Below are 24,759 nucleotides of genomic sequence, written 5' to 3'. Positions count from 1 at the left end.
TCAGATGTCCAGCTGGGCGAGATCGAGCTCGGCGCTGTGTTTTTCGATGAATTCGCGACGGGGGGCCACCTTGTCGCCCATCAGGATCGTGAAGATGCGGTCGGCCTCGAGGGCATCCTCGATCTCCACCCGCTTCATCGTGCGCGTGGAGGGATCCATGGTGGTTTCCCACAGCTGCTTGGGCATCATTTCCCCCAGACCCTTGAAGCGCTGAATCGTGTAATTGGCCTTCTCGCCGAACGACGCAACCGTTTTCTTGAGTTCGCCTTCGTTGTAGCAGTAGGTGTGGTTCTTGCCACGCTCCACCTTGTAGAGAGGCGGACAGGCGATATAAATATAGCCGCCCTCCACCAGGGCTTTCTGATAGCGGAAGAAGAACGTGAGGATCAGTGTGCGGATGTGGGCGCCGTCCACATCGGCGTCGGTCATGATCACGATGCGGTGATACCGCAGGTTCTTCTCGTCGAACTCCTCACCCTTGATGCCCAGGCCCAGGGCCGTGATCAGCGCCTGGATCTCAGTGTTCTTGTAGATCTTGGCGTCGTCGGTCTTCTCGATGTTGAGGATCTTGCCGCGCAGGGGCAGGATCGCCTGGAAGCGCCGGTCGCGACCCTGCTTGGCCGAACCGCCGGCCGAATCGCCCTCCACGATGTAGATCTCCGATTCGGAGGGATCCCGGGATGAGCAGTCGGCCAACTTGCCGGGCAGGGTGGAACTCTCCAGCACGCTCTTGCGGCGCACCAGCTCGCGAGCGCGGCGGGCGGCTTCGGCGGCGTTGAAGGCCTGGATCGCCTTCTCGAGGATCAGATCGATCACCGAGGGGTTGAATTCCAGGAATTCGGCCAGGGCTTCACCCACCAGGGTGTCGACGATGCCACGCACCTCGGTGTTGCCGAGTTTGGTTTTGGTCTGACCTTCGAATTCAGGCTCCGGCACCTTCACCGACAGCACGGCGGTGAGGCCCTCGCGGATGTTCTCGCCGGCGAGGTTGGAATCGGCCTCCTTGCGCTTGCCGCGCTTCTTGGCAAAGGTGTTGAGGGTGCGGGTGAGCACCGTTTTGAGGCCCTCGATGTGGGTGCCGCCATCGACAGTGCGGATGTTGTTGGCGAAGCCCAGGATGCTGTCGGAGTAGGCATCCACACACCACTGCAGGGCGGCCTCCACCTGCACGCCGTCCTTGGTGGCGTTCACATAGATGATGTCGCGGTGCAGAGGATCCTTCTCCGCATTCATATAGGCGACGTATTCGCGGATACCGCCTTCGTAAAGGTAAGATTCCTCGTGGGGTTCGCCGGCCTCGCTGCAGGACGCGGGGCGCTCGTCTCGAAAGACAATGCGCACGCCGCCGTTGAGATAAGCCAGCTCGCGCAGACGGGCGGCCAGGGTGGCGTAGTCGAATTCGATGCCACCGCTGAAGATCTGGGTGTCGGGCAGAAAGCGCACGGCGGTGCCGGTGCGCTCCTCCTCGCCCGCGGCGGCGGGACTGGAGCTGAGGGTGCCGATGGGCTCACCGCGCTCGAAGCGCTGGCGGTGCTCCTGGCCGGCGCGGTGCACCGTCACCTCCACCCATTCCGAGAGGGCGTTGACCACCGACACGCCCACCCCGTGCAGGCCACCGGACACCTTGTAGCCGCCGGAGCCGAACTTGCCGCCGGCGTGCAGCACGGTGAGCACCGTCTCCAGGGCGCTGCGGCCGGTGCGAGGGTGAATGTCGGTGGGGATGCCGCGGCCGTTGTCGGTGACGCCGCAGGAGCCGTCCTCGTGGAGCACCACCAGGATCTGGTCGCAGTGGCCCGCCAGGGCCTCGTCCACGGAGTTGTCCACCACCTCGTAGACGAGGTGGTGGAGACCCCTCGGCCCGGTGGTGCCGATGTACATCCCCGGGCGCTTGCGCACCGGCTCCAGGCCCTCGAGCACCTGGATCTGCTCGGCGCCGTAATCGTTCTGAACCTTCGTGGCTTCGCTCATGCGGGAGGGGTTCCCCTGGGATCAGGCATGGAACCGGCAACCGTTCCCGGCGAGATCCCTTCTCAGAGAGTGAATCTACCACCGCCAGCCGGCCTGCCAGGCTGGAGCGATGGGCAGCGGCCAACCCCTGGTGATCGTGCTGCTGGGCCCCACGGCCAGCGGCAAGACCGACCTGGCCATCGCCCTGGCCCGGGCCCTCGATCTGGCGGTGCTGAACGTGGACTCGCGCCAGCTCTACCGGGGCATGGACGTGGGCACGGCCAAGCCCAGCGCAGCCCAGCAGGCGGCCGCCCGCCATGGCCTGCTCGACCTGCGCGAGCCCGACCAGCCGATCAACCTGCAGGAGTTCTGCGCCCTGGCCGAGGCGGCGATCGCCGCGGAACTGGCCCACCCCCGTGGCGGGCCGCCCCTGGCCCTGCTGGCGGGGGGCAGCGGCCTGTATCTCAAGGCCCTCACCCAGGGCCTGCGGCCGCCGGCGGTGCCGCCCCAGCCCGCCCTGCGCCGCCAGCTGGAGGCCCTCGGCCAGCCGTTCTGCCACCAGCTGCTCAGCAGCGCCGACCCGGTGGCCGCCGCCCGCATCACCCCCGCCGACGCGGTACGCACCCAGCGGGCCCTGGAGGTGCTGTACGCCACCGGCCGCCCGCTCTCGGGCCAGCAGGGGAGCGCACCGCCGCCCTGGCGGGTGCTGGAACTGGGCCTGGATCCGCCCGATCTGCGCCAGCGCATCCAGCGCCGCACCGAGGCCCTCTATGCCGGCGGACTGGTGGAGGAAACCGGGGCCCTGATCGGGCGCTACGGCGTTGATCTGCCCCTGCTGGACACGATCGGCTACGGCGAGGCCCGGCGCCTGCTGGCCGGGGAGCTGGAGCGGAGCGCCGCCGTGGCGCTCACCGCCCAGCGCACGCGCCAGTTCGCCAAGCGCCAGCGCACCTGGTTTCGCCGCCAGCACCGGCCCCTGTGGCTGAGCGCCGCCGACACAAAGGGGCAACTGCACCAGGCATTGCCGGAGATCGAGGGGCGTCTAGGGTGAAGGGAGATATCCACCCATCCGACACCTACCAACGCCTGAATGCCACCTCGTCCCCGTTTTGACCGCCGCGCTCCCGTGCGGGAGCTGCCCAACATCAACGAGCGCATCAACTACCCCCAGCTACGGGTGGTTGATTTCGACGGCAGTCAACTCGGGGTGATCACCAGGGACGAAGCCCTGAGCGTGGCCAGGGACCGGGAACTCGACCTGGTGCTGGTGAGCGAGAAGGCCGATCCGCCGGTGTGCCGGATCATGGACTACGGCAAATACAAGTTTGAGCAGGAGAAGAAGGCCAAGGAGGCCAAGAAGAAGTCGCATCAAACTGAAGTCAAGGAGGTGAAGATGCGCTACAAGATCGATCAGCACGACTACGACGTGCGGATCGGTCAGGCCACCCGTTTCCTCAAGGCCGGCGACAAGGTGAAGTGCACGGTGATCTTCCGGGGCCGGGAGATTCAGCACACGGCCCTGGCGGAAGTGCTGCTCAAGCGCATGGCCAAAGACCTGGAGACAGCGGCCGAGATCCAGCAGCCCCCCAAGCGCGAGGGCCGCAACATGATCATGTTTCTCAGTCCGCGCAAAAGCGCCGCCGCTCCCAAGACGCCAACCCGCGTCAAGAGCCAGGCCAACAAAGCCGAAACTGTGGCGCCCGCTGCCAGTCCGGCTGCCGTCAGTCCGGCCGAGGCCTGAGGCGGAGCACCCCGAGAACGGCTCCAGAGCTGCCGTCAGAGCCGGCGGCTGAACAGCGCGAGCATCTCCTGCCAGCCCTGGGCAGCGGCCTCAGGGTGGTAGTCGGCGCGGGCCTCACAGAAGAAGCCATGGCCAGCACCGGGCGCCACCACCAGCCGGCGCTCCAGCTGCGGCCGCCGGGCGGCGTCGGTTGCCAGGGCCGCGGCGATGGCCTGTCGTTCCTCGGCGGGCATCAGCGGGTCCTGATCGCCCACCAGGCAGAGCAGGTGGCCTGGGATCGTGGGCAGCACCGCCAGGGTGGGCTCACCGCCGCCGGGGCGAAAGCTGGACACGCGGGCGCCATAGGCAGCGCAGCTGGCGGCCACCTCGGGAATGGTGGCCGCCAGCATGGCCAGGTGGCCGCCGAAGCAGAAGCCCACGCAGCCCACGGGCCCGTCCAGGCCCGGCTGGGCCTGGAGCCAGGCGATGGCGGCCCGGGCATCGGCGAGAACGTCGGCGGCGCTCACCCGGTCGCGGTGCACGCGGCCCGCCGCCAGCCCGGCCGCGTCGTAGCCCAGATCGAGATCGGGGGCGGTGCGCGCGAAGATCGGCATCGCCAGGGCGCCATAGCCCTCCGCGGCCAGGCGCTCGGCCACCCCCCGCACCCAGGCGTTGAGGCCGAACACCTCCGGCAGCACCAGCACGGCGGCCCGGGGTCGCTGCTGCGCCGGCCGCGCCCACCAGCAGCGCAGCCGCAGTCCACCGGCAGCCGGGAGCTCCTGCCAGCTGGAGATCACAGCGGAGGCCATGGCGCGTCGCAACGGGGGCCAAGCCAGTCTGGAAGCCCGCCGCGACCGGGCAACTGTCCCTGAACCGGCACACATGCGTATGCCAACAGGGGGATTGTCCCCAACGGAGATGCTCCGTATGGTGAGTTCGAACCCTCAGGCCCGGCGCGGCGTGCGATTTCACATCCAGCAGGAGAGCGACATTCCCGCGTCGACCCAGCTGTACAACCAGGTTTGTTTCGCGATCGCGGCCCGGCACTACCCGCCGGGTCACCGCCTGCCCAGCACCCGCCAGCTGGCGATGCAGACGGGACTGCACCGCAACACGATCAGCAAGGTGTATCGCCAGCTGGAGACCGACGGTGTGGTGGAGGCCATGGCCGGTTCGGGCATCTACGTGCGCAACCAGCAGCAACCGCGGCAGATCAAACCGCCGCCGGGGCCCCGCAACCGCGTGCTGCCCGACATCGACCGGGAGGTGCGCCAGAGCGTTGACGGGCTGCTGCAGGCCGGCTGCACCCTGCAACAGACCCGTGACCTGCTCACCCGCGAGATCGACTGGCGGCTGCGCTGCGGTGCCCGGGTGCTGGTGAGCACGCCGCGGGAAGACCTGGGCGCCTCGCTGCTGATCGCCGAGGAACTCACCCCCAACCTGGCGGTGCCGGTGGAGGTGGTGCCGATGGAGGAACTGGAGGGTGTGCTGGAGCAGTCGAACAACGGCACGGTGGTGACCAGCCGCTATTTCCTGCAGCCGGTGGAGGAGATCGCCCGCCGCCACGGGGTGCGCGCGGTGCCGGTGGACCTCAACGACTTCCGCCACGAGCTCGAGCTGCTCAAGGAACTGCGCAGCGGCAGCTGCGTGGGGCTGGTGAGCATCAGCCCCGGCATCCTGCGGGCCGCCGAGGTGATCCTGCACAGCCTGCGGGGCAACGAGCTGCTGGTGATGACCGCCAACCCCGACATCGGCAGTCGCCTGCTGGCCCTGCTGCGGGCGTCCGGTCACGTGCTCTGCGACCGGCCCAGCCTGCCGCTGGTGGAGCAGAGCCTGCGCCAGAACCGGGGCCAGCTGATGCGCCTGCCGGTGGTGCACTGCGCCCAGAGCTATCTGGGCACCGCCACCATCGAGGAACTGCGCAAGGAGATCGGCCTGACAGTGGACTGAGGCAGCCAGAAGAGGGGCTGAGGCGTCCTGAAGACGGGCTGATTCAAGACAAGCGGATGAAGAGATTCGAACTCTCGACCCTCTCCTTGGCAAGGAGATGCTCTACCACTGAGCTACATCCGCACGTTCGGCCGCGATTGCCGAGCACGCCTGGCGGCTCGCCCCGCCGGCCAAGTGATCATGCCTGACGGCGGGCCCCACGGTCAAACGCGGGCCGCTCAACAGGGCAGGCGCTCCGCCAGGATGCCCGGATGTTCAAGGCCATCCGCGCCGACCTGGCGATCATCCAGGAGCGGGATCCCGCCGCGCGCGGGCCGCTGGAAATCCTGCTCTGCTACCCGGGACTGCACGCCCTGTTGCTGCACCGGCTCAGCCACAGGCTCTGGCGCCTGCGACTGCCGCTGCCGGCGCGGTTGCTGAGCCAGCTGGGCCGCCTGCTCACCGGCGTGGAGATCCACCCCGGTGCGCGCATCGGCCACGGCGTGTTCATCGATCACGGCATGGGGGTGGTGATCGGCGAGACGGCCGAAATCGGCGATCAGTGCCTGCTGTATCAGGGGGTGACCCTGGGCGGCACCGGCAAGGCCCACGGCAAACGCCACCCCACCCTGCTCCAGAACGTGGTGGTGGGCGCCGGCGCCAAGGTGCTGGGGGCGATCACGGTGGGGGCCAACACCCGCATCGGCGCCGGTTCGGTGGTGCTGCGCGACGTGGAGCCGAACTGCACGGTGGTGGGCATCCCGGGTCGGGTGGTGCACCAGAGCGGTGTGCGCGTGGATCCGCTCGCCCACTCGGCCCTGCCGGATACCGAGGCGCGGGTGATCCGCAACCTGATGGAGCGCATCGACGCCCTGGAGAGCGAGCTGGTGCGCACCCAGGCCTGCCTGCAGGAGCTCACCGCCGGGCGGCCGCTGCACGAGCCCTGCGGCGGCCTGTCCCAGAACCTGCGCGACCGGGAGATCCTGGAGTTCCTGGGCGACAACCCCGGCACCACCAACTGAAAGGGCTCAGGCAGAGCACTCAGGCAGAGCGTTCAGGCAGTGGCGCCCTGGCGCGCCGGGGCGGGCTGGAACATGAACATCGAGTAGATCACGTTGCGGCGCATCTGGGTCATCATCTCCAGGAACATGTCGTAGCCCTCGTTCTTGTATTCGATCAGCGGATCCTTCTGGCCATAGCCGCGCAGGCCCACCGATTCGCGCAGGGCATCCATGGCCTGCAGGTGCTCGCGCCAGAGGGTGTCGATCTGCTGGAGGATGAAGAAGCGCTCGGCCTCGCGCATCAATCCCGGCCGCTGGGCCTCGATCTGGCCCTCCTTGATGTCGTAGGCATTGCGCATCTGCTCCTGCAGGAAGGCCTTGAGCTCCTCCATCGACAGACCTTGCACGTGGTTGGGCTCGAGATCGGAGAGCAGATAGATAAACTCCTTCACCTTGGCCACCAGCCGCTCCATGTCCCATTCTTCGGGCGGCAGGTCGGGGTTCACATAGGCCTCCACGATGTCATCGATGGTGCGCTCGCCGTAGCCGATCACCTGGGCCTTGAGCTCACGGCCCTCCAGCACCCGGCGGCGCTCGGTGTACACGGCCTTGCGCTGGTTGTTCATCACCTCGTCGTACTCGAACACCTGTTTGCGGATGTCGTAGTAGTAGGTTTCCACCTTCTTCTGGGCGCCCTCCAGCGAGCGGGTGAGCATGCCCGATTCGATCGGCATGTCCTCCTCCACCCGGAAGGCGTTCATCAGGCCGGCCACGCGGTCGCCGCCGAAGATGCGCAACAGGTTGTCCTCCAGCGACAGGAAGAAACGGGTGGATCCCGGGTCGCCCTGGCGGCCGGCGCGGCCGCGCAGCTGGTTGTCCACCCGGCGCGACTCGTGGCGCTCGGTGCCCACCACGTGCAGGCCGCCGGCCTCGCGCACCTGCTGCTCCTCGGCCTTGGTCACCGCTTCGTATTCGCCGCGCACCCGGGCCATCAGCTCGCGCAGGCTCTGGATCTGGGGGTCGTCGGTGGGGGCCTTCTCCGCGGCCTGGGCGATGCGGTCTTCCAGCTCCAGCACGGTGAGCTGACGATCACCCCAGGCCTTCACCAGCTCCCGGGCCAGGGCCGTGAGGGCCTGGTCGGTGTGGTCGCTGAGGGAGCAGGGGTAGAGGGCACCGATGGCGCGGGCCTCACTGGGGGCGGTGGCGTCGCTGGCGCTGTTGGCGCCGTTGCCGAAGCCGGCGGCAGCCTGGCTGCGCTGCTGGGGAACGGGCGGCCGGTGGCCCTCCTCGGGGCGCACGAGCAGGGGCAGCAGCACCTCGCGGAGCTTCAGGCGGGCCATGTAGTCGGCGTTGCCGCCGAGGATGATGTCGGTGCCGCGGCCGGCCATGTTGGTGGCGATGGTCACGGCGCCGGCCCGGCCCGCCTGGGCCACGATCTCGGCCTCCCGCTCCACGTTTTCGGGCTTGGCGTTGAGCAGGTTGTGGGGGATCTTCTGCCCGGCCAGCAGGGCTGAGAGCAGCTCCGATTTCTCCACGCTGGTGGTGCCCACCAGCACCGGCCGGCCGGCGCGGTGCACTTCGGCGGTTTCGGCGGCCACGGCACCCCACTTGGCGGTTTCGCTCTTGTACACCTGATCGCTCCAGTCGGAGCGGGCCCGGGGCCGGTTGGTGGGCACCACGGCCACCTCGAGCTTGTAGGTCTTCTCGAACTCCACCTCCTCGGTTTTGGCGGTGCCGGTCATGCCGGCCAGCCGCGGGTAGAGCAGGAAGAAGTTCTGGTAGGTGATCGAGGCGAGCGTTTGGGTTTCGGGCTGGATCGGCAGGCCCTCCTTGGCCTCGATCGCCTGGTGCTGGCCATCACTCCAGCGCCGGCCGGGCATCACCCGGCCGGTGAACTCATCCACGATCACCGCATCACTGCCACGCACGATGTAGTTCACATCGCACACAAACAATTCCTTAGCCTTGAGGGCGTTGGTGATGTAGTGGGCCCAGGGATCGGCCGGATCGAACAGGTCACTCACCCCCACCATCTGCTCGGCCTTGGCATAGCCCTCATCGGTGAGGGTGCAGCTGCGCTGCTTCTCGTCCACCTCGTAGTCGCCCTCGGGGTCGATGCCGTCCTTGCCGAGCTGGGCGGCGCGCACCAGCTCGGCCGCCACCTCCGCGGCCTTCTGGTATTTCTCCTGGGGCCGCTCCACCTGGCCGGAGATGATCAGGGGCGTGCGGGCCTCATCGATGAGGATCGAATCCACCTCGTCGATCACGCAGTACTGAAACTCGCGCTGCACCACCTCGGCGATATCGGTGGCCATGTTGTCGCGCAGGTAGTCGAAGCCCAGCTCGCTGTTGGTGGCGTAGGTGATGTCGCAGGCGTAGTTGCCGCGCCGCTCGGGGGGCGTCATGTCCTGCTGGATCAGGCCCACCGAGAGGCCCAGGAAGCGGTGGATCTGGCCCATCCACTCGGCGTCGCGGCGGGCCAGGTAGTCGTTCACCGTGACCACATGCACACCGCGGCCGGTGAGGGCGTTGAGGTAGCTGGGCAGGGTGGCCACCAGGGTTTTGCCCTCGCCGGTCTTCATCTCGGCGATCTGGCCGTCGTGCAGCACCATGCCGCCGATCAGCTGCACGTCGAAGTGGCGCAGGCCGAGCACCCGCCTGCCGGCCTCGCGCACCACCGCGAAGGCCTGGGGCAGCAGCTCATCCAGCACGCTGCGCTCGCGCGCCCGCACGGCCTCGGGGTCGCCGCCACCCATGCCGCCGGCCCCGCGCGCGTTCTCCAGCTTCTGGCGGAACTCGGCGGTGAGGGTGCGCAGCTCGTCGTCGGAGAGGGGGGCGATCTCCTCCTCGAGCAGGTTGATGTCCGACACCAGGGGCTGGTAGCGCTTCAGCTTGCGGGCATTGGGATCACCCAGCAGGAGCTTGAGCATGGTGAAAACGGCTACCAGGGAGGGCGGTGCTGGCAGCCTACCGAGGCTGGTAATCGGTCACGAGCCGGCGCAGCACCGCCAGGGCGGCGGGCTGATCCCAGCGGCCCAGGGCCGCCTCCATGGCGGCCATCAGCTCGGCCAGACGGGCGGGCGCGAGGGACTCCTCGCGGGCGCGCCTGATCAGGGGATGGGCGGTGGGGTCGCTGGCGTCGGCGAGCAGCAGCTCCTCGTGCAGCTTCTCGCCGGGCCGCAGGCCGGTGTAGTGGATCTCGATGTCGCCGTCGGGGTTGGCGGCGTCGCGCACGCTGGCGCCGGAGAGCTGGATCATCTGGCGGGCCAGGTCGGCGATCCGCACCGGCGGGCCCATGTCGAGCAGGAACACCTCGCCGCCGGCGGCCATGGCGCTGGCCTGGAGCACCAGCTGCACGGCCTCGGGGATGGTCATGAAGAAACGGGTGATCTCCGGGTGGGTGACCGTGAGCGGCCCGCCGGCGGCGATCTGGCGGCGGAACAGCGGCACCACCGAGCCGGAGGAGCCGAGCACGTTGCCGAAGCGCACCATGGAGCAGATGGTGCGGCTCTGGGCGGCGGCGGCGTTCTGCACCAGCAGCTCGCACACGCGCTTGCTGGCGCCCATGGCGTTGGTGGGCCGCACCGCCTTGTCGGTGGAGATCAGCGTGAAGCGCTCCAGGCCGCAGGCCAGGGATGCAGCCAGGGCGCTGCGGGTGCCGTTGAGGTTGTTGGCCAGACCGGCGCAGATGTTGGCCTCCACAAGGGGCACGTGCTTGTAGGCGGCGGCGTGGAAGAGCACCTGCACGCCGTAGGCGCGCAGCAGCCGCTCCAGAAATCCCTGGTCGGCCACATCGCCGAGGGCCTGCACCAATGGCTGCGGGGCCGCCCAGCCCTCCAGCTCCTGGCCGATGGCGTAGAGGGCGAACTCGCTGCGCTCCAGCAGCACCAGCCGGGCGGGACGCAGGCGCAGGATCTGGCGACAGAGCTCGGCGCCGATCGAGCCGCCGGCACCGCTCACCAGCACGCAGCGGCCGGTGATCGCCCCCTCCAGCAGGGCGGCGTCGGGGTGGACGCTCTCGCGACCGAGCAGATCCTCGATCGGCACCGGACGCAGGGTGTCGATGCGGGCGCGGCCGGACGCGATCTCATCCACCGAGGGCACCTGCAGCACGGGCACGCCATAGCCCTGTAGGGAGGCCAGCAGGCGGCGGCGCTCGCTCTGGGGCAGCGACGGGATCGAGAGGATGAGCTGATCCACGCGCCCCTGGCGCAGCAGCCGCGGCAGGCGAGCGGGGGGCAGCACGGGCACGCCGTAGAGGGTGCGGTGCCAGAGGCCGGGGTCGTCGTCGAGGAAGGCGGCGATGCGGGTGCTGTGGGCCAGGCGCAGGGCGGCGGCAAGCTGGGCGCCGGCGGCACCGGCGCCGTAGATCAGCACCCGCTGGCGGCGCCGGCGCGGGGCGCGGGGCACCTGGCCGAGCAACAGATCACGCAGCGCGAAGCGCAACCCGCCGGTGAACACGGTGAGCAGGATCCAGAGCAGGATCCAGCTGCTGCGGGGCGGGGCCGGCTGCTGCAGCTGCAGGCCGGCGAAGGCCACCAGCAGCACCAGCAGGGCGTTGCGGGCGGCCAGCTGGTAGAGGGCGGCGCTGCCCACGTAGCGGGCCAGGCCGCGGTATTGGCCGCTGAGGGCATAGATCGGCAAGCCGATCACCAGCACGGTGGGCAGCAGCCAGAGCGACTCCTGCAGCTGGGGCGGCCAGGGATCGGCCAGGCGCAGCAGGAAGCTGAGCCACACCGAGAGGGGCAGCAGCAGCACGTCGGCGAGCAGCAGGGGCAGGCGCCGCAGCATCAGCGGGATGCCGCCGATGAACGGCCAGCGAAACCTCAGCGCCACTGCGGCGGCTGCGAGTTGAAAGTCACCGTAGACGCCACGGCGAACGGCACCGCCACGCGGCGATCGAGCCCCACGCCGATCAGCACCACGGCGGCGGCGAGGGGCAGCAGCCAGGGCCAGCCGCCGGCGCGCTGGGCCAGGGCGAGGGCGGCGGTGGCGGCGCTGTAGAGGCCGGCCACGCGGGCGTGGCTCCAACCGGCCTGCTGCAGACGCTGGTAGAGGTGCAGGCGGTGGGCTTGCCACAGGGGCTGGCGGGCCAGCAGGCGGCGCAGCAGGCAGAGGCCGGAATCGGCCAGCAGGGGAGTGGCCACCAGCAGCAGGGCCAGGGCATCGCGCCAGCCGGGGGCCTGCAGCAGGGCGCCGGCGAACACGGCGCCGAGGAAGGTGCTGCCGGCATCACCCATGAACAGCCGCGCCGGACTCCAGTTCCAGGGCAGGAAGCCGAGCAGGGCGCCCACCAGGGGCCAGAGGGCAGGCTGGCCGGCCCCCGCCAGCGGCGTTGCGGCGGCGGCCAGCAGCACCAGCAGGCAGCCGGCCACCAGGCCATCGAGGCCGTCCATGAAGTTGGTGAGGTTGATCAGGGCCACCACCGCCAGGGCCAGCGGCGCAGCCAGCAGCCACCCCGTGCCGGCCCAGGAACTCGCGGCCAGCAGCACCAGGGCGGTGGCCAGCTGGGCCGCCAGGCGCAGGGCGGGGGAGAGGGAGCGGCGGTCGTCGAGCAGGCCGACGCCGGCCAGGGGCAGGCAGAGGGCGGGCATGGCGCTGCCCAGGGGCAGGGCGAAGGCGGCGCCCACCAGGGCGAACACCACACCGCCGCCGCGGGGGGTGGGGCGCTGGTGGGAACTGCGGGCGTTGGGCTGATCGGGCAGGCGGCGGCGCAGCTGGGGCAGCAGCAGGGCCAGCAGCGCCCAGCTGAGCAGGGCCGCCGCGGTGGTGAGCAGGAGCGGGGCCATCGGCGGCGGTCAGCGGGGCTGGGAAGCGAAGGCGGCCTCGAGGGCGGCGCGCTGGGCCAGGGGCTGGCGCCAGCCCAGCTCGCGGCGCACCAGGGCGCTGTGAACCACCAGGTTGCCGCTGAGCTGGCGCAGCTTCGGGCCGAGCAGGGGCAGGCGGCCGGCGGCGGCCAGCACCGGCGGCGGCAGGGGAAAGAGGCGGGCAGGACGGCCGCGCACGCGGGCGATCAGGCGGATCAGCTCGGGGGTGGCGATGGTTTCGGCGTCGGCGGCCACGTAGGTGCGGCCGGCGGCGGCCTCGGCGAGCAGGGCGGTGGCGATCAGGTCCACCAGGTTGGCCAGGGCGATGAGGCTGCGCCGGTTGGCCACGGCGGCCAGAGGCAGGGGCAGGCCGGCATCCACCCAGCGGCTGAAGGCGGCCAGGTTGCCGGGGGCGCCGGGGCCGTAGACCAGCGCCGGCCGCAGGATCGTGCAGCCGGTGGCGGTGCCCTCCAGGGCGGTGCGCACGCGATCTTCGGCCTCCAGCTTGGAGCGGGCGTAGGCGTTGGCCGGCTGCAGGGGGCTGGCTTCCGTGATCGCCTGGCCGTGGGCGGTGGCGGCGCCGTGCACGCCGATGGAGCTGAGCACCAGCAGCCGCCGCACTCCCAGCCGGGCAGCCAGGAGGGCCGTACTGGCGGCCAGCTCCACATTCACCCGCTGCAGCTCGCGGCGCTCGGCGGCACCGCGCGGCGGGCGGCGGTGGGCGATGGCGGCGGCGTGCACCAGGTGGGTGGGCGCGAAGCGCTCCAGGGCAGCGGGCGACTCCTCGGCGGCCAGCAGAGCACGGGGCACCGGGAACACGGTGTGGTGGGGCGAAAGGGCCGCCACCAGGGCCCGGCCCACAAAGCCGGAGGCCCCGGTGATGGCGATGCGGGCGGCCATGGCGGAGCTCAGAGCCGCTTGCGCAGGGCGGCCAGGGAATGGTGGGCGAGGGCCAGCAGCACCGCGGGGGTGGAGAGGCCGCTGTAGCAGCGAAGGGTGAGGAAGCTGTCGAGGGTTGTGCGCAACGGATTGGCGGACAGCGAGCGGGAATGACGCACCCGTACAGCCAAGGGGGCGCACACACCACAGCAGACCACTTGCTCCGGATCACGAGCAAAGATCTGCAGCCACAGGCCCCAGTCGTGGGTGATCGTGAGCCGGGGCAGGTAGCACCTCCCCACCACCGCGGTGTCCACCACGGCTGTGCTGGTGCAGATGGCGTTGGTGCGCACGATCTCGCGGAAGCTGATGCGCTGCGGTGCCTGCACCACGTGCTGAAGCGGTTCATCGATCGCCCGCACCGTGTAATACGAGGAACACACGATCGCGGCGCCCGGGTGGGCCCGAAAGCAAGCCAGTTGCTGCTCCAGCTTCGCTGGCAGCCAGCGGTCGTCGGCATCGAGGAAGGCGATGTAGCGGCCGCGGGCCCGCTCGATGGCCAGGTTGCGGGCGGTGGCCGCCCCCACCGCAAACGGCAGCAGGCGCGGCTGGATGCGGGCATCAGCGCGGGCCGCCTCGGCGATCAGCTCGGGGGAGGCATCGCTGGAGTGGTCGTCCACGATCAACAGCTCCCAGCGGGATTCCGTCTGGGCCTGCACCGAGGCGATCGCCTGGCCGATGAAGGCGCCTGCGTTGCGGCAGGGCATCACCACCGAAACCAGCGGCGGCCCGTTCATCCCCCCCGCCGCTCCAGCAGCGTGAACGGCTCGAAGGTGGCGCTGATGCCGAACTCCTCGGCGAATTCGAGCACCCTGCACCAGGCGCGGTTGTCGCGCAGGATGCCGCGCAGCACTACCGGCGCGTTGCCGTTCTGCAGGGTCATCTCGAACAGGGGCCAGCCGACGCCGGGCTGCACCTGATCGTCGCGGAAGGTGGGCACCACATCGAGGCTGCCCACCAGCACCCGGCGGCGGCTGGCGTCCCATTCGTAAGGGATCTCGTAGAGCGCCAGCAGATCGGCGGCCAGGGCCCAGGAGGAGCCGTTGGCGTCAAGCTCCACCGCCAGGGTTTCGCCCCGGGCGCTCATGGTGGTGGCGCGGCGGAATTCGAGGCGGACTGGAGCGCCAGGGGCTGCCCCGGCGGCGCTCGACGCCGACCCCGGCTTGCCAGCACCACTGCCCGCAGGCCCATCCGGCGCGGCCAGAAACCGCCGGATGCGCCCCCGCAGCTCCTCGCCGCCAGTGGGCGGGCCGCCCTTGCTGAGCTGCAGGAAATCCCAGCGCTCGCCGGTGCCGCCCCAGATCACCGGACCGTAGTTGTCGTGCATCCGGCGGCCGTCGCGGTTTGACGCCGCCTCGGCGTGGGTCATCACCCGCTGGATGGTGATGTCGCCCTCGCGCCAGCCCCAGCTGCTGGCCACGCTGGCAGCCTCACGGCACAGCGCATCGAGCTGCACCTCGGTGGGCGGGATCGTCCAGGGATCGGGCCGGCCGCCCATGCAGGCGCAGGAGAGGGCGATCGAATTGCTGTTGCGGCGCCAGGTGTGGGCCGGCAGATCGATGCTGTAAGCGTGCAGGCGGTGGACGGTGCCATCTCCGCCGATGATCGTGTGATAGAGCCCGGAGCGCACCCAGGAATAGGGGGTGGCGGCCCAGTGCAGGTAGATGGTGGCCGGCATCGACGGGGCGCAGGTGACTGCGGGCTGGGAACAGGCGATGCCAGGCAGGATGCCGCAGTTTCGCGGCAACGCCTGCTGGCAAGGCCGGAAAGGAACGCCCAAGGGCACCGCGCAAACGCTCAGATGCGCCTAGCCTGCGTGCAATCGCACAAATACCGAGGCTGAATGGCAGTTCTGGAGCACGGTGCTGACACCTCGGCTGCCGATGCCCGGCTGGTGGCCGATGCCTGCATCAAGGCAGCCGCTGAACTGGGCATTTCCAAGGACGAGCTTGGTGTGATCGTGGGGCGGCACCGCACCAGCCTGGAACGCAGCGGCCTGGATCCCGCCAGCAAGGAAGGAGAGCTCGGTCTGTTGTTTCTACGGGTGGCGCGCAGCCTGGATGCGCTGATGGGATCGGATACCGAGCTGATGCAGCACTGGCTGATGCAGCCGAACCGACACCTGGCGCAGCAGGCGCCGCGCCAGTTGCTTGCCTCTGTGGAGGGGCTGGCGCGCGTGGCCGCCTACCTGGACGCCCTGCGTGCCTGATCCGGAGACGTTTCTGCTGCCCCACATCCAGCCAATGGCTGGCGGGGTGGTGCGCATCACCGACCGCCAGGGCTATCATGCCAGCGAGCGCTGGACCGAAACCCTGGCCGACCAGGCCAGGCTGGAGGCCCTGATCGAAACGGTGAAACCGCCGCTGCCGGCGGGGGTGGCCCAGCACCGTCTGCTCATCACCCCGTTTCGCTATCCACCGCTGCGCAGCGGCTCGCGTTTCACGCCACAGGATCAGCGAGAGATGGTCTACGGGGCGCGGGCACTCACCACGGTGCTGGCCGAACAAGCCTTCCATGCGTTACGACTGCTGGAAGGCGCTCCGCTGCCACCGGGCAAGACGATCCACCGTCAGCAGACCTCGTTTCACGTGGAGATCCAGGTGCAGCGGGGTCTGCAGCTGCAGGACTGCCTGGAGGAGAGCGCGTTGGAGGCGGTGACTGACCCCTGCAGCTATGCCGCCAGTCAGCGGTTGGGCCGGGTGATGCGGCAGCTGGGGATCGAGGCCTTCGAAGTGCTCTCGGCTCGTGCCCCCCAGGAGGCGCCCTGCGTGGGCGTTCTGTCTGTCTGGGCGTTCAGCAGCACTCCCTTCGATTTCCAGGACTGGACGCTGGAAATCCGGCCCGACGGCGTGACCTTCGCATCCTTCGGCCTGAGCCAGGTGATCACCCTGAAGAGGGAGCAGTTCCTGGTGGATGGCCGCTGGCCAGGGCCCGATCCAGCCTGAGCCGCCGGTCCCCACAGAGCCCTACCCTGAAACCGCGAGCCCGCCCGTGCCCCGGCTGGTGACAAATCACCACTGAGCCATGGCCGTGGGGCAGCCTCAAGCCAAACCCGAGCGCCTGCGCACGTCCCTGATCAGCCAGGTGGGCAGCCAGGTGTTCAGGCTGGCGGTGTCGATCGGCATCGGCGGCTGGACGGCGCGCTATCTGGGGCCGGAAAAGCTCGGCACCCTCAGCTATGTGGCCGCCCTGGTGGGCGTGCTCAGCCCGCTGGGGAGCCTGGGCGTGAAGGGCAGCCTGGCGATCCTGCTGTGCGAGGAACCGCCACGACCCGGTCTGGTGGCCACCGCCTTCTGGATCGAACTGCTGGGCACGGCTGTCATTGCCCTGGTGCTGGTGCCCTTTGCCTGGGCGGCGCGGGATCCGGTGCTGGCCGGCCTGATGGGCCTGGCGGTGCTGGGCAATCTGTTCAGCTCCGCAGAGGTGTTTGAGGTGGAGCTGCTGAACCGGCAGCAAGGCACCCGCGTCGCAAAAGCAGGGCTTGCACAGACCATCGCTGGAGCGTGTGTTTCAGTCGTTGCGTTGCTGAGCCAAGCTCCGCTGATGGCGTTTGGAGGCGTGCAGACCCTGGCAATGGCTGCACGAGCTGTTGTTCTCAGCAGATTCGCCAACAGCTACAGATTCGTTACTACCTTGCATGAGGTATCATGGCCTACAGCGCGCGTTTTACTGAAACGTGGCTGGCCGTTGCTCCTGGCCGGATTGTCGGTGATGCTGTATGTCAAGAGTGACCAAGTCATGCTGGAATGGTTGCGCGGGCCTGAAGAAGTAGGACAGTACTCAGTAGCCGTAAAGACAGCCGAAAGCCTCTACTTCCTCCCAGTAATCCTGTCTGCAACGTTTCTACCAAGAATTGGCCACGGTAGGGGCAACTTTGATACGGACACAGCACTCAAACGCCTGTACAAGGCCGCATGGATTCTCGGTGTAGGGATGGCACTAGTAACAAGCACAGCTTTATCGGCTCTAATTCCGTTGATCTTTGGGCCACGGTTTCAGCCTGCTCAAAATGCGATGATCTGGCTAGGGCTAGCTTCATTTGCCGTTTCAACAGGCACTGCAAGCTCATCCTGGCTTCAGAAAGCAGGGCTGGAAAAGGTCTCTGCAGCAAGAACTGCGGCTGGATGCTCAGCAAACATCCTCTTGAATTTAGCACTGATCCCCAGTTACGGCTTCCATGGTGCAGCCATTGCGACTTTTGTTTCTTATGGCTTGGCAACCTTTGCCGTGATGGCACTATGGTCCGAGGAAACAAGGGCAAACGCCCTAAAGCTTGCCTTCCCATTCCAGCTTGTAGGCCAAAAAGCCAGGTGATTACAGTATTGCTTGACGTCTATGCCTCTGTTTTTGGCAAACCATGGCTGGCGAAATTCAACAAAGCACTGGTCTTAGCCGGCCTGAGAGGGCAGGGGATTCTTAACTACCAGGATTTCAGAATATCGGGCGAAAAGGGATTTGCCCGTTCAGTCCTTAAGACTTACAAAGAAAGAAGGCCAGCAGACCTGCCACCTACAGACGCAGTCGTCTTCGACGTCGGTGCCAACGTAGGCAACTGGGCACTGATGGTCACAAGCCTCAAGATCGAAACACCCTATCGGCTCTTTGCCTTTGAACCCTCTCCGGAAACCTTCACGACACTTGCCGCACGAGTACGGGAGATTCCAGCGATAAAAACGTTCAACATCGGATTATCCAATCAGCGAGGGGCTGCAAGGATGCATGATTACGCCGATTCATCGTATGGGTCCACCCACGCCTCTCTTGAAGCCGGCGTCATTACTGAAGTCCACGGGCAGCAGGAAAAGACGTTTAAAGTAGAAGTGACGACTGGTGACGAGTTTTGCAGGCAACAGAGAATTAGGTTTATTGATCTGCTAAAAGTTGACGTCGAGGGACATGAGCTTAAAGTACTCCAAGGGTTTCGCGAAATGATTGCCTCACGGAAAATAGGCGCGATTCAATTCGAGTTTAACGAGACGATGATTCCGAGTCGCACATTTTTGAATGACTTTAGATTCATTCTTGGCGACTACAGCTTATTTAGAATACTTCCGAAGGGAAGGCTCCTAGCAGTTCACGATGGGGATCTTCCTGTTTTTCGCTACCAGAACATAGCCGCCATTCTAGGCAGTGATCACAGCCAAGGGCAGGAGGAAGTGTGACGCATGGATGCAGGTCAGCCAAGATACAGTTTGCTCAACGAGATAAGCACGGCAGCAAAGCGAGCCGGGAAATGGCCTTTCCTCAAGATAAAATCCATTCAAACCAGAATAAAGGTATCTTCTATCCTTAGAAGAACGGCACCAATTCGACTGGAAATTGGCGCAGGCAACAAAGTTGGAGCCGGAGGCTGGATAACACTAGATCGTAGTTTAGGCTGTGATTTGACATGGGATTTGCGGGCAGGGCTGCCGTTCCCAAACAACTCACTAGACAGCATCTACAGCTCACACGTCTTGGAACATATTCCCTTCGATGATTTGCGCAGGCTCCTCAGAAAATGCCATCGAGCTCTAAAGCCTGGCGGCGATTTCTCCGTATGCGTTCCGAATGCTCGCCGTTACATGGAAGCCTACCTTGCAGGAAAAAACCTACTGGAAGTGGAGAAGGCTTACACCCCAGGGCTAAGCAACACAGGCAGCCTTATCGATCAAGTGAATTACATTGCATACATGGGAAGAGGCGAACACGCCTACATGTTCGACCAAGAGAATCTTATTAATATCATGAGAAGCGCAGGATTTAGCAAATGCAGGCTGCGGGATTTTCAGCCTGGGCTAGACATGGAGTCGAGGCGAGCCACATCTATCTATGCTATTGGATACAAGGAAAGGTCTGAAGACTAATCCGCACATCGGTCCATCGGCGCCTCTTGATTTCATGCGTCTTTGGCAATCCTGGCGCCCAGTACCACCCTTATTCTGTCTGCACGTACGGCTCACCGTCACCCGCTCGCGTGACCCAGCCACCGCCACCCTCCTGCTTATCGCCTGGCACCGCCCCCACACCCTGCAGCAGGTGATTAACGCAATCCGTCCCGTGGCGCCCACCCAGCCGTCCGTCGCCTGCGACGGCCCCAATCCCAAACACCTCGACGCCTTCCCCAACCCGCGGGTTGGGCAAACCGCTCCTGAAGCCGGAAAGCGGCATCCACCTGGCTTCCGGCTTACGTTGGGGCCATGGATCTGACAACTGTCTCCCCCAAGTACCAGGTCGTCATCCCCAAGCAGGTGCGCGAGCAGTTCGGCCTCGCTCCAGGCCAGCAGCCGCAGGTGCTGGCGCTGCCGGGGCGGATCGAACTGGTGCCAAACCAGCCCCCTGCTGCATTGCGCGGGTTTTTGATGGAGACAACACCTTCCAGCGCGAACCCCACCGCCTGTGAATCCGCAAAGAGCCGTGGTGGACTCGTCTCGTTGGATCGAGGTGTTCACAAACGGCCCACTGCCTGATCGGTTTCTGGCGATGCTCCAAACCGAAGTATTCAAGTGGGTGCTGCGGGAACACAGCGAGGACCAGGCCATCCAGGCTGCTGCAGCCATGCAACGCGGCATGCTGGACGATCTCGACAGCCGCCTCGCCATCGCCGCTGCGCAACTCAGCCACACGCTGCGGCTGCCCATGGCTGACAGCATCATCCTGACCAACGCCCGTGTCCATCAAGCCAGGCTGTACACGATGGATGCCGATTTCAAGGATCTCCACGACGTGGACCTGATGGCGCGCAGTTAACCGATGGCTTTGGATCCCACCCCCGCCGACACCCCCCTTCTCCTGATCGCCTGGCGCCGCCCCAACACCCTGCGCCAGGTGATCGATGCCATCCGTCCCGTGGCACCCACGCGGCTGTTCGTCGCCTGCGATGGCCCCAACCCTGAGCGCCCCGGCGAAGCCGAGAAGGTGGCAGCCACAAGAACCGTGATCGACAACGAGATCGATTGGCCCTGCCGGATCGAGCGGCTCTATTCCGACACCAACCAGGGTTGCCGCCTAGGCGTCAGCCGCGCCATCAGCTGGTTCTTCGAGCAGGTGGAGGAGGGCATCGTCCTAGAGGACGACTGTGTACCCCACCCCGCCTTTTTCGTTTACTGCGTCACCCTCCTGGAGCGCTACCGCCACGACACGCGGGTGTGGTGCATCAGCGGCAACAACTTCCAGAATGGCCGTTGGCGTGGCGACGGCAGCTATTACTTCAGCCGCTACAACCACTGCTGGGGCTGGGCCACCTGGCGCCGCTGCTGGCGCCATTACGACGGCGAACTCCACCAGTGGCCCGCCCTGAAGGCTTCCGGCCTGCTCGGATCAATCTTTGAGAACCCCAGCGAAGCGCGCTACTGGGCAGCCATCTGGGACCGGCTGCTCCGCGAAGGGAAACCGGACTCATGGGCTTATCGGTGGACCTTTACCTGCCTCGTTAACGGAGGTCTGACAGCCCTGCCAAACGAGAACTTAGTTTTCAACATTGGATTTAGCGAAGACGCCACCCATACCGCAATTGCGCCTTCAGGGTATCGCACCTATTCAGAAGCCATCTCACGTCATCAGTCACGAATTCTTCAGATGAAGAGCCCAACTATTGCCTTAAGAGATGCGGCTGCAGACAGTTTTACTTTTTACCAGATCTTCAAACCCAGCCTTTTGCGCCGGATCAGGCATCGCCTCTTGGCGAGGCTAGGGATAGCATGAGGAAATCCAAAGCTGAACTCTCCCAAGTTATAAATCAGATGGGCCTTCCAGAAGAGACCTCTGACAGCCCATCTACAGAGCGCGCCACAATACGAGTGTGCCATGTCTCTTTCTCTGACAAGCAAGGTGGCGCTGCTCGCGCTGCGCACCGCATACACACCTGTTTACAAGGAACCAGTTTTCCTCAGATCCGCAGCCAGATGCGAGTTGGCCGGAAGCTGTGCGATTGCTCCACTATCCATGGCCCAACAGGGAAGAGTGCAGCACTTCCCCTTGCACGATCATCTGCTGGCCTGCTCTTCTCAAGGCTTCAGAGCACAACGAATCAAATTCTCCATTCCCCTTCATTTCTACCCTGTCGACTGGACCGAGAACTAAATAGCAATTACTCTGACTTGCTCCATCTACATTGGGTAAACGGAGAAATGCTATCGATCGAAGCTATCGGTCGACTAAAGAAAGCTTTGGTCTGGTCCCTTCACGACAGCTGGGCCTTCTGCGGTAGTGAACATCATCCCAACGGCCTCGAAGATCACCGCTACCGGCAGGGCTACCTTGCATCCAACAGGCCGCAAGGCCATCAAGGTCTGGATCTCGACCGCTGGTGCTGGCAGCGGAAACGCCGCCACTGGAAGCAACCGATTCAGCTCGTATGTCCAAGCACTTGGCTGTCCGAGTGTGTGCAACGCTCAGCGCTGCTGGGGCACTGGCCCGTACGGGTGATCCCCCATCCGCTGCCTACAGAGATCTATCGACCCGTGCCTCAGGCGCTAGCCAGGCAGCTGTTCGCCCTGCCGGCAGAGCCGCCCTTAGTGCTCTTCGGGGCTGTAGGCGGCAGCCGCGACCCGGGCAAGGGCTGGGATCTGCTGGTTGCCGCTTTGCGCCGACTCACCCGAAGCGTTCCCGGCCTCGAGGCAGTGGTATTCGGCCAATCGGAGCCAAACGCCCCGCCTCACCTAGGCCTGCCGGTGCACTACGTGGGCGCCCTCCATGATGACCAAGCACTGGCGCTGCTCTACGCCGCCGCCGATGTGATGGTGGTGCCCTCCCTGATGGAGGCATTTGGCCAAACTGCGAGCGAAGCCCAGAGTTGCGGCGTGCCCGTGGTGGCCTTCAACGCCACCGGCCTGCCCGATGTGGTGGACCACCAGCGCACGGGCTACCTCGCCGAGCCCTACGACCCCGCCGATCTCGCCCACGGCATCCGCTGGGTGCTGGAGACCCCCGAGCGGCAAGCCGCCCTGGGACGCCAGGCCCGCCAGCGCGCGGAGCAGCTCTGGAACCCCGGCCGCATCGCCGGGCTCTATGCCGAGCTTTATCGAGAGGTGCTGAACAGTCTGCACAGTCAAAGGCCATGAGTGCAGAGCTTGAAAGCAATGATGAACCCCGGCAGGATAGAAGCAACAAAATCACCTAAACCGATGATTGCCAGACTCAAGACACTACTTCACCTAGGAGCACAGCAGCTAACAACCAAAACAATCTCAGATGAGTATATAAATTGGCTTACATTTGCAAACGCAGGGATGTTGACAAAAGGCAATATCTACGCCATGCGCTTTGCGATTGAGAATCTGCCATCAGGCGTCCCCGTTGTAGAAATCGGGAGCTTCTGCGGCCTCTCTGCGAATGTCATCAGTTACCTACTTAAGATCGCCGGAAAGAACAACAAGATCTTCTGCTGCGACAAGTGGATCTTTGAGGGATCAGAAAATGGACCAAACTTAGGAAATAGTCAGATCTCTCATAAAGATTATCGGAACTTTGTCAAGTCATCATTCATCAGGAATATTGAATTCTTTTCTCCAGACAACAAGCCCTTCGCGGTTGAGCAAACATCTGACGAGTTTTTTCTCTTATGGCAAAAGCATGCAAAGGCCAATGATATATTTGGAAGAACAACAATCCTCGGCGGCGAGATCGCATTTGCCTATATAGATGGAAATCATACCTATGAATTTGCAAAGCGCGACTTTAAAAATATAGACAAGAGCTTAGAACTCGGTGGATTTATATTATTTGATGATTCATCTGACGCCGACCCCTTTGGCCTTTCGAAGCTAATGAAAGAAATCAAGCACAACTCAAATTATCAAGTAGTCATGAAAAACCCAAACTATCTCTTCAAGAAGATTGCGTGAAAGGCCTCCTTACCACGCAAGTGATCTCAAGAGCTCAACCACCCGCGAGTGCTCGAGCAACACACAGCAAGACCAGCGTACCCGAAGCCCGCATATTAAATTTCACAGTTGACAAGTGCCTTTGAAGGCTATCAATGGCCGAAATTCAGAACAGGGCAGCACTTGGCAATTCAGACAGTCACGAATTGTCGGCAAAAATCACACCTTTAGATCCAAAAACCGCCAGCTCCATTCTCCTGAAAGCCGCACATTTTTACGCCTTTGAGATGGCCATTCACTCAAGAAGCCCCAGCCCATGAGCGCCACCTCACCCCAGCCCCTGGTGAGCATCGTCGTGCTCACCCGCAACAACCCCCAGGAGCTGGACGGCACCCTCGCCTCGATCCGCAGCCAGCAGGTGTCAGCAGCCCTGCAGGTGGTGGTGGTGGATGGCAGCGATGAGCCCGTTTCTCCCCAGGCCATGGCGCCCTTCGAGCTGGTGCGCGATCACCCGGCCCGCGGCATCTACCCGGCCATGAACCTCGGCCTCGCCCACTGCCGCGGCCACTGGGTGCAGTTCCTCAATTCCGGCGACAACTGGCTCCATCCCCACGCCCTGCAGCGCCTCCTCGATCACGCCCTGGCCCACATCAGCCGCACGGGCACCCCGCCACGGGTGGTGTTCGGCCAGGCCCGCGTCTGCCCCGTGCCGCCCAGTCGCTGCCCGCCCTGGCTGGTGCCGGACCCGGCGGTGCGCAGCCTGCGCCGCTGGCTGTGGTTCTACCTGCCCAACCACCAGAGCCTGGTGGTGGAGGGCGACTGGGCCCGCGCCCACCCCTACCGCCTCGACGCGCCCCAGGGCGCCTGCCGCGGCTGGATGGCTTCGGCCCTCGCCGACCTCAGCCGCGTGGCCTACCTGCGCGAGCCGGTGGTGGCCTACAACCTCGGCGGCGTGTCCAGCCAGCTGCCCACCTGGGCCGTACTGCGCCTGCGCCTGCGCGAACCCACCCGCAACCTGCCCGCCAAGGCGGCGGAGATCATCAAGTTCGGCCTGCGCCCCTTCGCCCGCCACTACCCCCGCCTGATGGCCCTGCGCTCCCGTCTGGTCGGCTGGCTGGTGTGACTGGCCTCGCTTAATATGTGCAGCACATGCACAGCGCTTAAACCCGATGGCGACGGCCCCGAAAACCGCAGGTGAGCGCGCAACGGAGCGTGTTGCCGTCTTGATGACGCCCACGGAGAAAGCCACCTACACCGATCGCGCCAGCAGCCTGGGCCTCTCGCTCGGGCAGTTTTTCCGGGAAGCGGGTGCTGCCTATGCCTCCAGCGCTGGTTCGGAGCGGCAGGCAGAATCCGATGCTCTGGAAGCGGCTTTGAAGCAACTGGAGCTCAGCACCGCTCGCACCGAAGCGGCGCTCGATGACGCCCTGGCCGAAGTCCGTGCGGCTTCCATGGCCGGCCTGATGAAGGAGCAGCAGCGCCGCATCGATGAGCTCAACAGTCGGGTGATTCGGCTGGAAACCGTGCTGGAGTTGGCCCTCAATCGCTCTCCGCTGCAAACCCCTCGCCTCACCGAGTCGGACTCCGATCGCGGCACGCCGGAGTGATCAGCA

24 protein-coding genes and 1 tRNA gene are annotated in these 24,759 nt (G+C 65.7%); 16 read left to right on the top strand and 9 right to left on the bottom strand.

Annotated features, from left to right (window positions below; genetic code table 11):
• Positions 1 to 1,968, bottom strand: coding sequence for a DNA topoisomerase (ATP-hydrolyzing) subunit B (gyrB, locus tag KBY96_RS03570; protein ID WP_254977836.1), 1,968 nt, complete (start codon positions 1,966 to 1,968; stop codon positions 1 to 3).
• 109 nt (positions 1,969 to 2,077) lie between these two features.
• Here gyrB and miaA point away from each other — a divergent pair, with 109 nt between their 5' ends.
• Both miaA and infC read left to right on the top strand, forming a co-directional pair.
• Positions 2,078 to 2,998 carry a tRNA (adenosine(37)-N6)-dimethylallyltransferase MiaA gene (gene miaA / locus KBY96_RS03565; protein WP_254977835.1) on the top strand — a complete coding sequence of 307 codons (921 nt, stop codon included), beginning with the start codon at positions 2,078 to 2,080 and terminating at the stop codon, positions 2,996 to 2,998.
• 39 nt (positions 2,999 to 3,037) lie between these two features.
• Positions 3,038 to 3,688 (top strand): translation initiation factor IF-3, encoded by a 651-nt coding sequence (gene infC, locus KBY96_RS03560; protein ID WP_254977834.1) that lies wholly within the window; start codon positions 3,038 to 3,040, stop codon positions 3,686 to 3,688.
• A gap of 35 nt (positions 3,689 to 3,723) precedes the next feature.
• Here the strand turns inward: infC and KBY96_RS03555 are convergent, their stop codons facing one another.
• Positions 3,724 to 4,476, bottom strand: coding sequence for a dienelactone hydrolase family protein (locus tag KBY96_RS03555; RefSeq protein ID WP_254977833.1), 753 nt, complete (start codon positions 4,474 to 4,476; stop codon positions 3,724 to 3,726).
• A 151-nt stretch (positions 4,477 to 4,627) separates the two neighbouring features.
• On the opposite strand from KBY96_RS03555, the gene KBY96_RS03550 reads away from it, so the two are divergent.
• Positions 4,628 to 5,617, top strand: coding sequence for a GntR family transcriptional regulator (locus KBY96_RS03550; RefSeq protein WP_254977905.1), 990 nt, complete (start codon positions 4,628 to 4,630; stop codon positions 5,615 to 5,617).
• Between the two features lie 51 nt (positions 5,618 to 5,668).
• On the opposite strand, the gene KBY96_RS03545 is transcribed toward KBY96_RS03550, so the two are convergent.
• Positions 5,669 to 5,740 (bottom strand) — tRNA-Gly (locus tag KBY96_RS03545).
• A gap of 128 nt (positions 5,741 to 5,868) precedes the next feature.
• Between KBY96_RS03545 and epsC the strand changes: the two genes are divergently transcribed.
• Positions 5,869 to 6,618 carry a serine O-acetyltransferase EpsC gene (gene epsC, locus KBY96_RS03540; protein ID WP_396122242.1) on the top strand — a complete coding sequence of 250 codons (750 nt, stop codon included), beginning with the start codon at positions 5,869 to 5,871 and terminating at the stop codon, positions 6,616 to 6,618.
• A 32-nt stretch (positions 6,619 to 6,650) separates the two neighbouring features.
• On the opposite strand, the gene secA is transcribed toward epsC, so the two are convergent.
• From secA to KBY96_RS03510, 6 genes are read right to left on the bottom strand one after another with little or no spacing between them, the layout of a single operon-like run.
• Entirely contained in the window at positions 6,651 to 9,527 is a 2,877-nt protein-coding gene (secA, locus tag KBY96_RS03535; protein WP_254977832.1) for a preprotein translocase subunit SecA, read from the bottom strand.
• A 37-nt stretch (positions 9,528 to 9,564) separates the two neighbouring features.
• Positions 9,565 to 11,433, bottom strand: coding sequence for a nucleoside-diphosphate sugar epimerase/dehydratase (locus KBY96_RS03530; RefSeq protein WP_315859461.1), 1,869 nt, complete (start codon positions 11,431 to 11,433; stop codon positions 9,565 to 9,567).
• Positions 11,424 to 12,386 (bottom strand): glycosyl transferase, encoded by a 963-nt coding sequence (locus KBY96_RS03525; protein ID WP_254977831.1) that lies wholly within the window; start codon positions 12,384 to 12,386, stop codon positions 11,424 to 11,426. Before KBY96_RS03525 ends, KBY96_RS03530 begins: the two co-directional genes overlap by 10 nt.
• Positions 12,387 to 12,395: 9 nt before the next feature.
• The gene (locus KBY96_RS03520) at positions 12,396 to 13,304 is read right to left on the bottom strand and encodes an NAD-dependent epimerase/dehydratase family protein (protein WP_254977830.1); all 909 of its coding nucleotides are present in this window, start codon (positions 13,302 to 13,304) and stop codon (positions 12,396 to 12,398) included.
• 8 nt (positions 13,305 to 13,312) lie between these two features.
• Positions 13,313 to 14,080: a glycosyltransferase family A protein gene (locus KBY96_RS03515; protein ID WP_254977829.1), complete on the bottom strand. Its 768-nt coding sequence runs from the start codon at positions 14,078 to 14,080 to the stop codon at positions 13,313 to 13,315.
• Complete coding sequence (locus tag KBY96_RS03510; RefSeq protein ID WP_254977828.1) at positions 14,077 to 15,021, bottom strand: N-acetylmuramoyl-L-alanine amidase; 945 nt, start codon at positions 15,019 to 15,021, stop codon at positions 14,077 to 14,079. The genes KBY96_RS03515 and KBY96_RS03510 overlap by 4 nt, the downstream gene beginning before the upstream one ends.
• Positions 15,022 to 15,186: 165 nt before the next feature.
• Here KBY96_RS03510 and KBY96_RS03505 point away from each other — a divergent pair, with 165 nt between their 5' ends.
• The 12 genes from KBY96_RS03505 (at position 15,187) to KBY96_RS03450 (ending at position 24,753) form a co-directional block, all read left to right on the top strand.
• Positions 15,187 to 15,552: an MbcA/ParS/Xre antitoxin family protein gene (locus KBY96_RS03505; protein ID WP_254977827.1), complete on the top strand. Its 366-nt coding sequence runs from the start codon at positions 15,187 to 15,189 to the stop codon at positions 15,550 to 15,552.
• Positions 15,545 to 16,288, top strand: a complete 744-nt coding sequence (locus KBY96_RS03500; RefSeq protein WP_254977826.1) for an RES family NAD+ phosphorylase — start codon at positions 15,545 to 15,547, stop codon at positions 16,286 to 16,288. The genes KBY96_RS03505 and KBY96_RS03500 overlap by 8 nt, the downstream gene beginning before the upstream one ends.
• A gap of 79 nt (positions 16,289 to 16,367) precedes the next feature.
• Positions 16,368 to 17,657, top strand: coding sequence for a flippase (locus KBY96_RS03495; protein ID WP_254977825.1), 1,290 nt, complete (start codon positions 16,368 to 16,370; stop codon positions 17,655 to 17,657).
• 8 nt (positions 17,658 to 17,665) lie between these two features.
• Complete coding sequence (locus KBY96_RS03490) at positions 17,666 to 18,505, top strand: FkbM family methyltransferase (protein ID WP_254977824.1); 840 nt, start codon at positions 17,666 to 17,668, stop codon at positions 18,503 to 18,505.
• 3 nt (positions 18,506 to 18,508) lie between these two features.
• A complete protein-coding gene (locus tag KBY96_RS03485) occupies positions 18,509 to 19,189 on the top strand; it encodes a methyltransferase domain-containing protein (protein ID WP_254977823.1) in 681 nt (226 codons plus the stop codon).
• 333 nt (positions 19,190 to 19,522) lie between these two features.
• Complete coding sequence (locus KBY96_RS03480) at positions 19,523 to 19,792, top strand: AbrB/MazE/SpoVT family DNA-binding domain-containing protein (protein ID WP_254977822.1); 270 nt, start codon at positions 19,523 to 19,525, stop codon at positions 19,790 to 19,792.
• Between the two features lie 13 nt (positions 19,793 to 19,805).
• The gene (locus KBY96_RS03475; RefSeq protein WP_254977821.1) at positions 19,806 to 20,072 is read left to right on the top strand and encodes a hypothetical protein; all 267 of its coding nucleotides are present in this window, start codon (positions 19,806 to 19,808) and stop codon (positions 20,070 to 20,072) included.
• A gap of 3 nt (positions 20,073 to 20,075) precedes the next feature.
• A complete protein-coding gene (locus KBY96_RS03470; protein WP_254977820.1) occupies positions 20,076 to 21,026 on the top strand; it encodes a glycosyltransferase family 2 protein in 951 nt (316 codons plus the stop codon).
• Positions 21,027 to 21,784: 758 nt separating this feature from the next.
• Positions 21,785 to 22,384, top strand: coding sequence for a glycosyltransferase (locus KBY96_RS16355; RefSeq protein WP_254977819.1), 600 nt, complete (start codon positions 21,785 to 21,787; stop codon positions 22,382 to 22,384).
• The gene (locus KBY96_RS03460) at positions 22,385 to 23,167 is read left to right on the top strand and encodes a class I SAM-dependent methyltransferase (RefSeq protein WP_254977818.1); all 783 of its coding nucleotides are present in this window, start codon (positions 22,385 to 22,387) and stop codon (positions 23,165 to 23,167) included.
• Between the two features lie 295 nt (positions 23,168 to 23,462).
• Positions 23,463 to 24,269, top strand: coding sequence for a glycosyltransferase (locus KBY96_RS03455; RefSeq protein ID WP_254977817.1), 807 nt, complete (start codon positions 23,463 to 23,465; stop codon positions 24,267 to 24,269).
• 46 nt (positions 24,270 to 24,315) lie between these two features.
• Positions 24,316 to 24,753 (top strand): hypothetical protein, encoded by a 438-nt coding sequence (locus KBY96_RS03450; RefSeq protein WP_254977816.1) that lies wholly within the window; start codon positions 24,316 to 24,318, stop codon positions 24,751 to 24,753.
• Positions 24,754 to 24,759 lie beyond the last annotated feature (6 nt).

It is taken from the genome of Cyanobium sp. ATX 6A2 (assembly GCF_024346355.1).
In the GTDB taxonomy this organism is placed as follows: Bacteria; Cyanobacteriota; Cyanobacteriia; order PCC-6307; family Cyanobiaceae; genus NIES-981.
This window is presented reverse-complemented; position numbering and strand designations above follow the sequence as displayed.

Bases quoted from the DNA above. Each gene is read 5' to 3' on its own strand.
- gyrB (WP_254977836.1), bottom strand. From the start codon at position 1,968: ATGAGCGAAGCCACGAAGGTTCAGAACGATTACGGCGCCGAGCAGATC.
- miaA (WP_254977835.1), top strand. From the start codon at position 2,078: ATGGGCAGCGGCCAACCCCTGGTGATCGTGCTGCTGGGCCCCACGGCC.
- infC (WP_254977834.1), top strand. From the start codon at position 3,038: ATGCCACCTCGTCCCCGTTTTGACCGCCGCGCTCCCGTGCGGGAGCTG.
- KBY96_RS03555 (WP_254977833.1), bottom strand. From the start codon at position 4,476: ATGGCCTCCGCTGTGATCTCCAGCTGGCAGGAGCTCCCGGCTGCCGGT.
- epsC (WP_396122242.1), top strand. From the start codon at position 5,869: ATGTTCAAGGCCATCCGCGCCGACCTGGCGATCATCCAGGAGCGGGAT.
- secA (WP_254977832.1), bottom strand. From the start codon at position 9,527: ATGCTCAAGCTCCTGCTGGGTGATCCCAATGCCCGCAAGCTGAAGCGC.
- KBY96_RS03525 (WP_254977831.1), bottom strand. From the start codon at position 12,386: ATGGCCCCGCTCCTGCTCACCACCGCGGCGGCCCTGCTCAGCTGGGCG.
- KBY96_RS03520 (WP_254977830.1), bottom strand. From the start codon at position 13,304: ATGGCCGCCCGCATCGCCATCACCGGGGCCTCCGGCTTTGTGGGCCGG.
- KBY96_RS03515 (WP_254977829.1), bottom strand. From the start codon at position 14,080: ATGAACGGGCCGCCGCTGGTTTCGGTGGTGATGCCCTGCCGCAACGCA.
- KBY96_RS03510 (WP_254977828.1), bottom strand. From the start codon at position 15,021: ATGCCGGCCACCATCTACCTGCACTGGGCCGCCACCCCCTATTCCTGG.
- KBY96_RS03505 (WP_254977827.1), top strand. From the start codon at position 15,187: ATGGCAGTTCTGGAGCACGGTGCTGACACCTCGGCTGCCGATGCCCGG.
- KBY96_RS03495 (WP_254977825.1), top strand. From the start codon at position 16,368: ATGGCCGTGGGGCAGCCTCAAGCCAAACCCGAGCGCCTGCGCACGTCC.
- KBY96_RS03485 (WP_254977823.1), top strand. From the start codon at position 18,509: ATGGATGCAGGTCAGCCAAGATACAGTTTGCTCAACGAGATAAGCACG.
- KBY96_RS03480 (WP_254977822.1), top strand. From the start codon at position 19,523: ATGGATCTGACAACTGTCTCCCCCAAGTACCAGGTCGTCATCCCCAAG.
- KBY96_RS03475 (WP_254977821.1), top strand. From the start codon at position 19,806: ATGCTCCAAACCGAAGTATTCAAGTGGGTGCTGCGGGAACACAGCGAG.
- KBY96_RS03470 (WP_254977820.1), top strand. From the start codon at position 20,076: ATGGCTTTGGATCCCACCCCCGCCGACACCCCCCTTCTCCTGATCGCC.
- KBY96_RS03455 (WP_254977817.1), top strand. From the start codon at position 23,463: ATGAGCGCCACCTCACCCCAGCCCCTGGTGAGCATCGTCGTGCTCACC.
- KBY96_RS03450 (WP_254977816.1), top strand. From the start codon at position 24,316: ATGGCGACGGCCCCGAAAACCGCAGGTGAGCGCGCAACGGAGCGTGTT.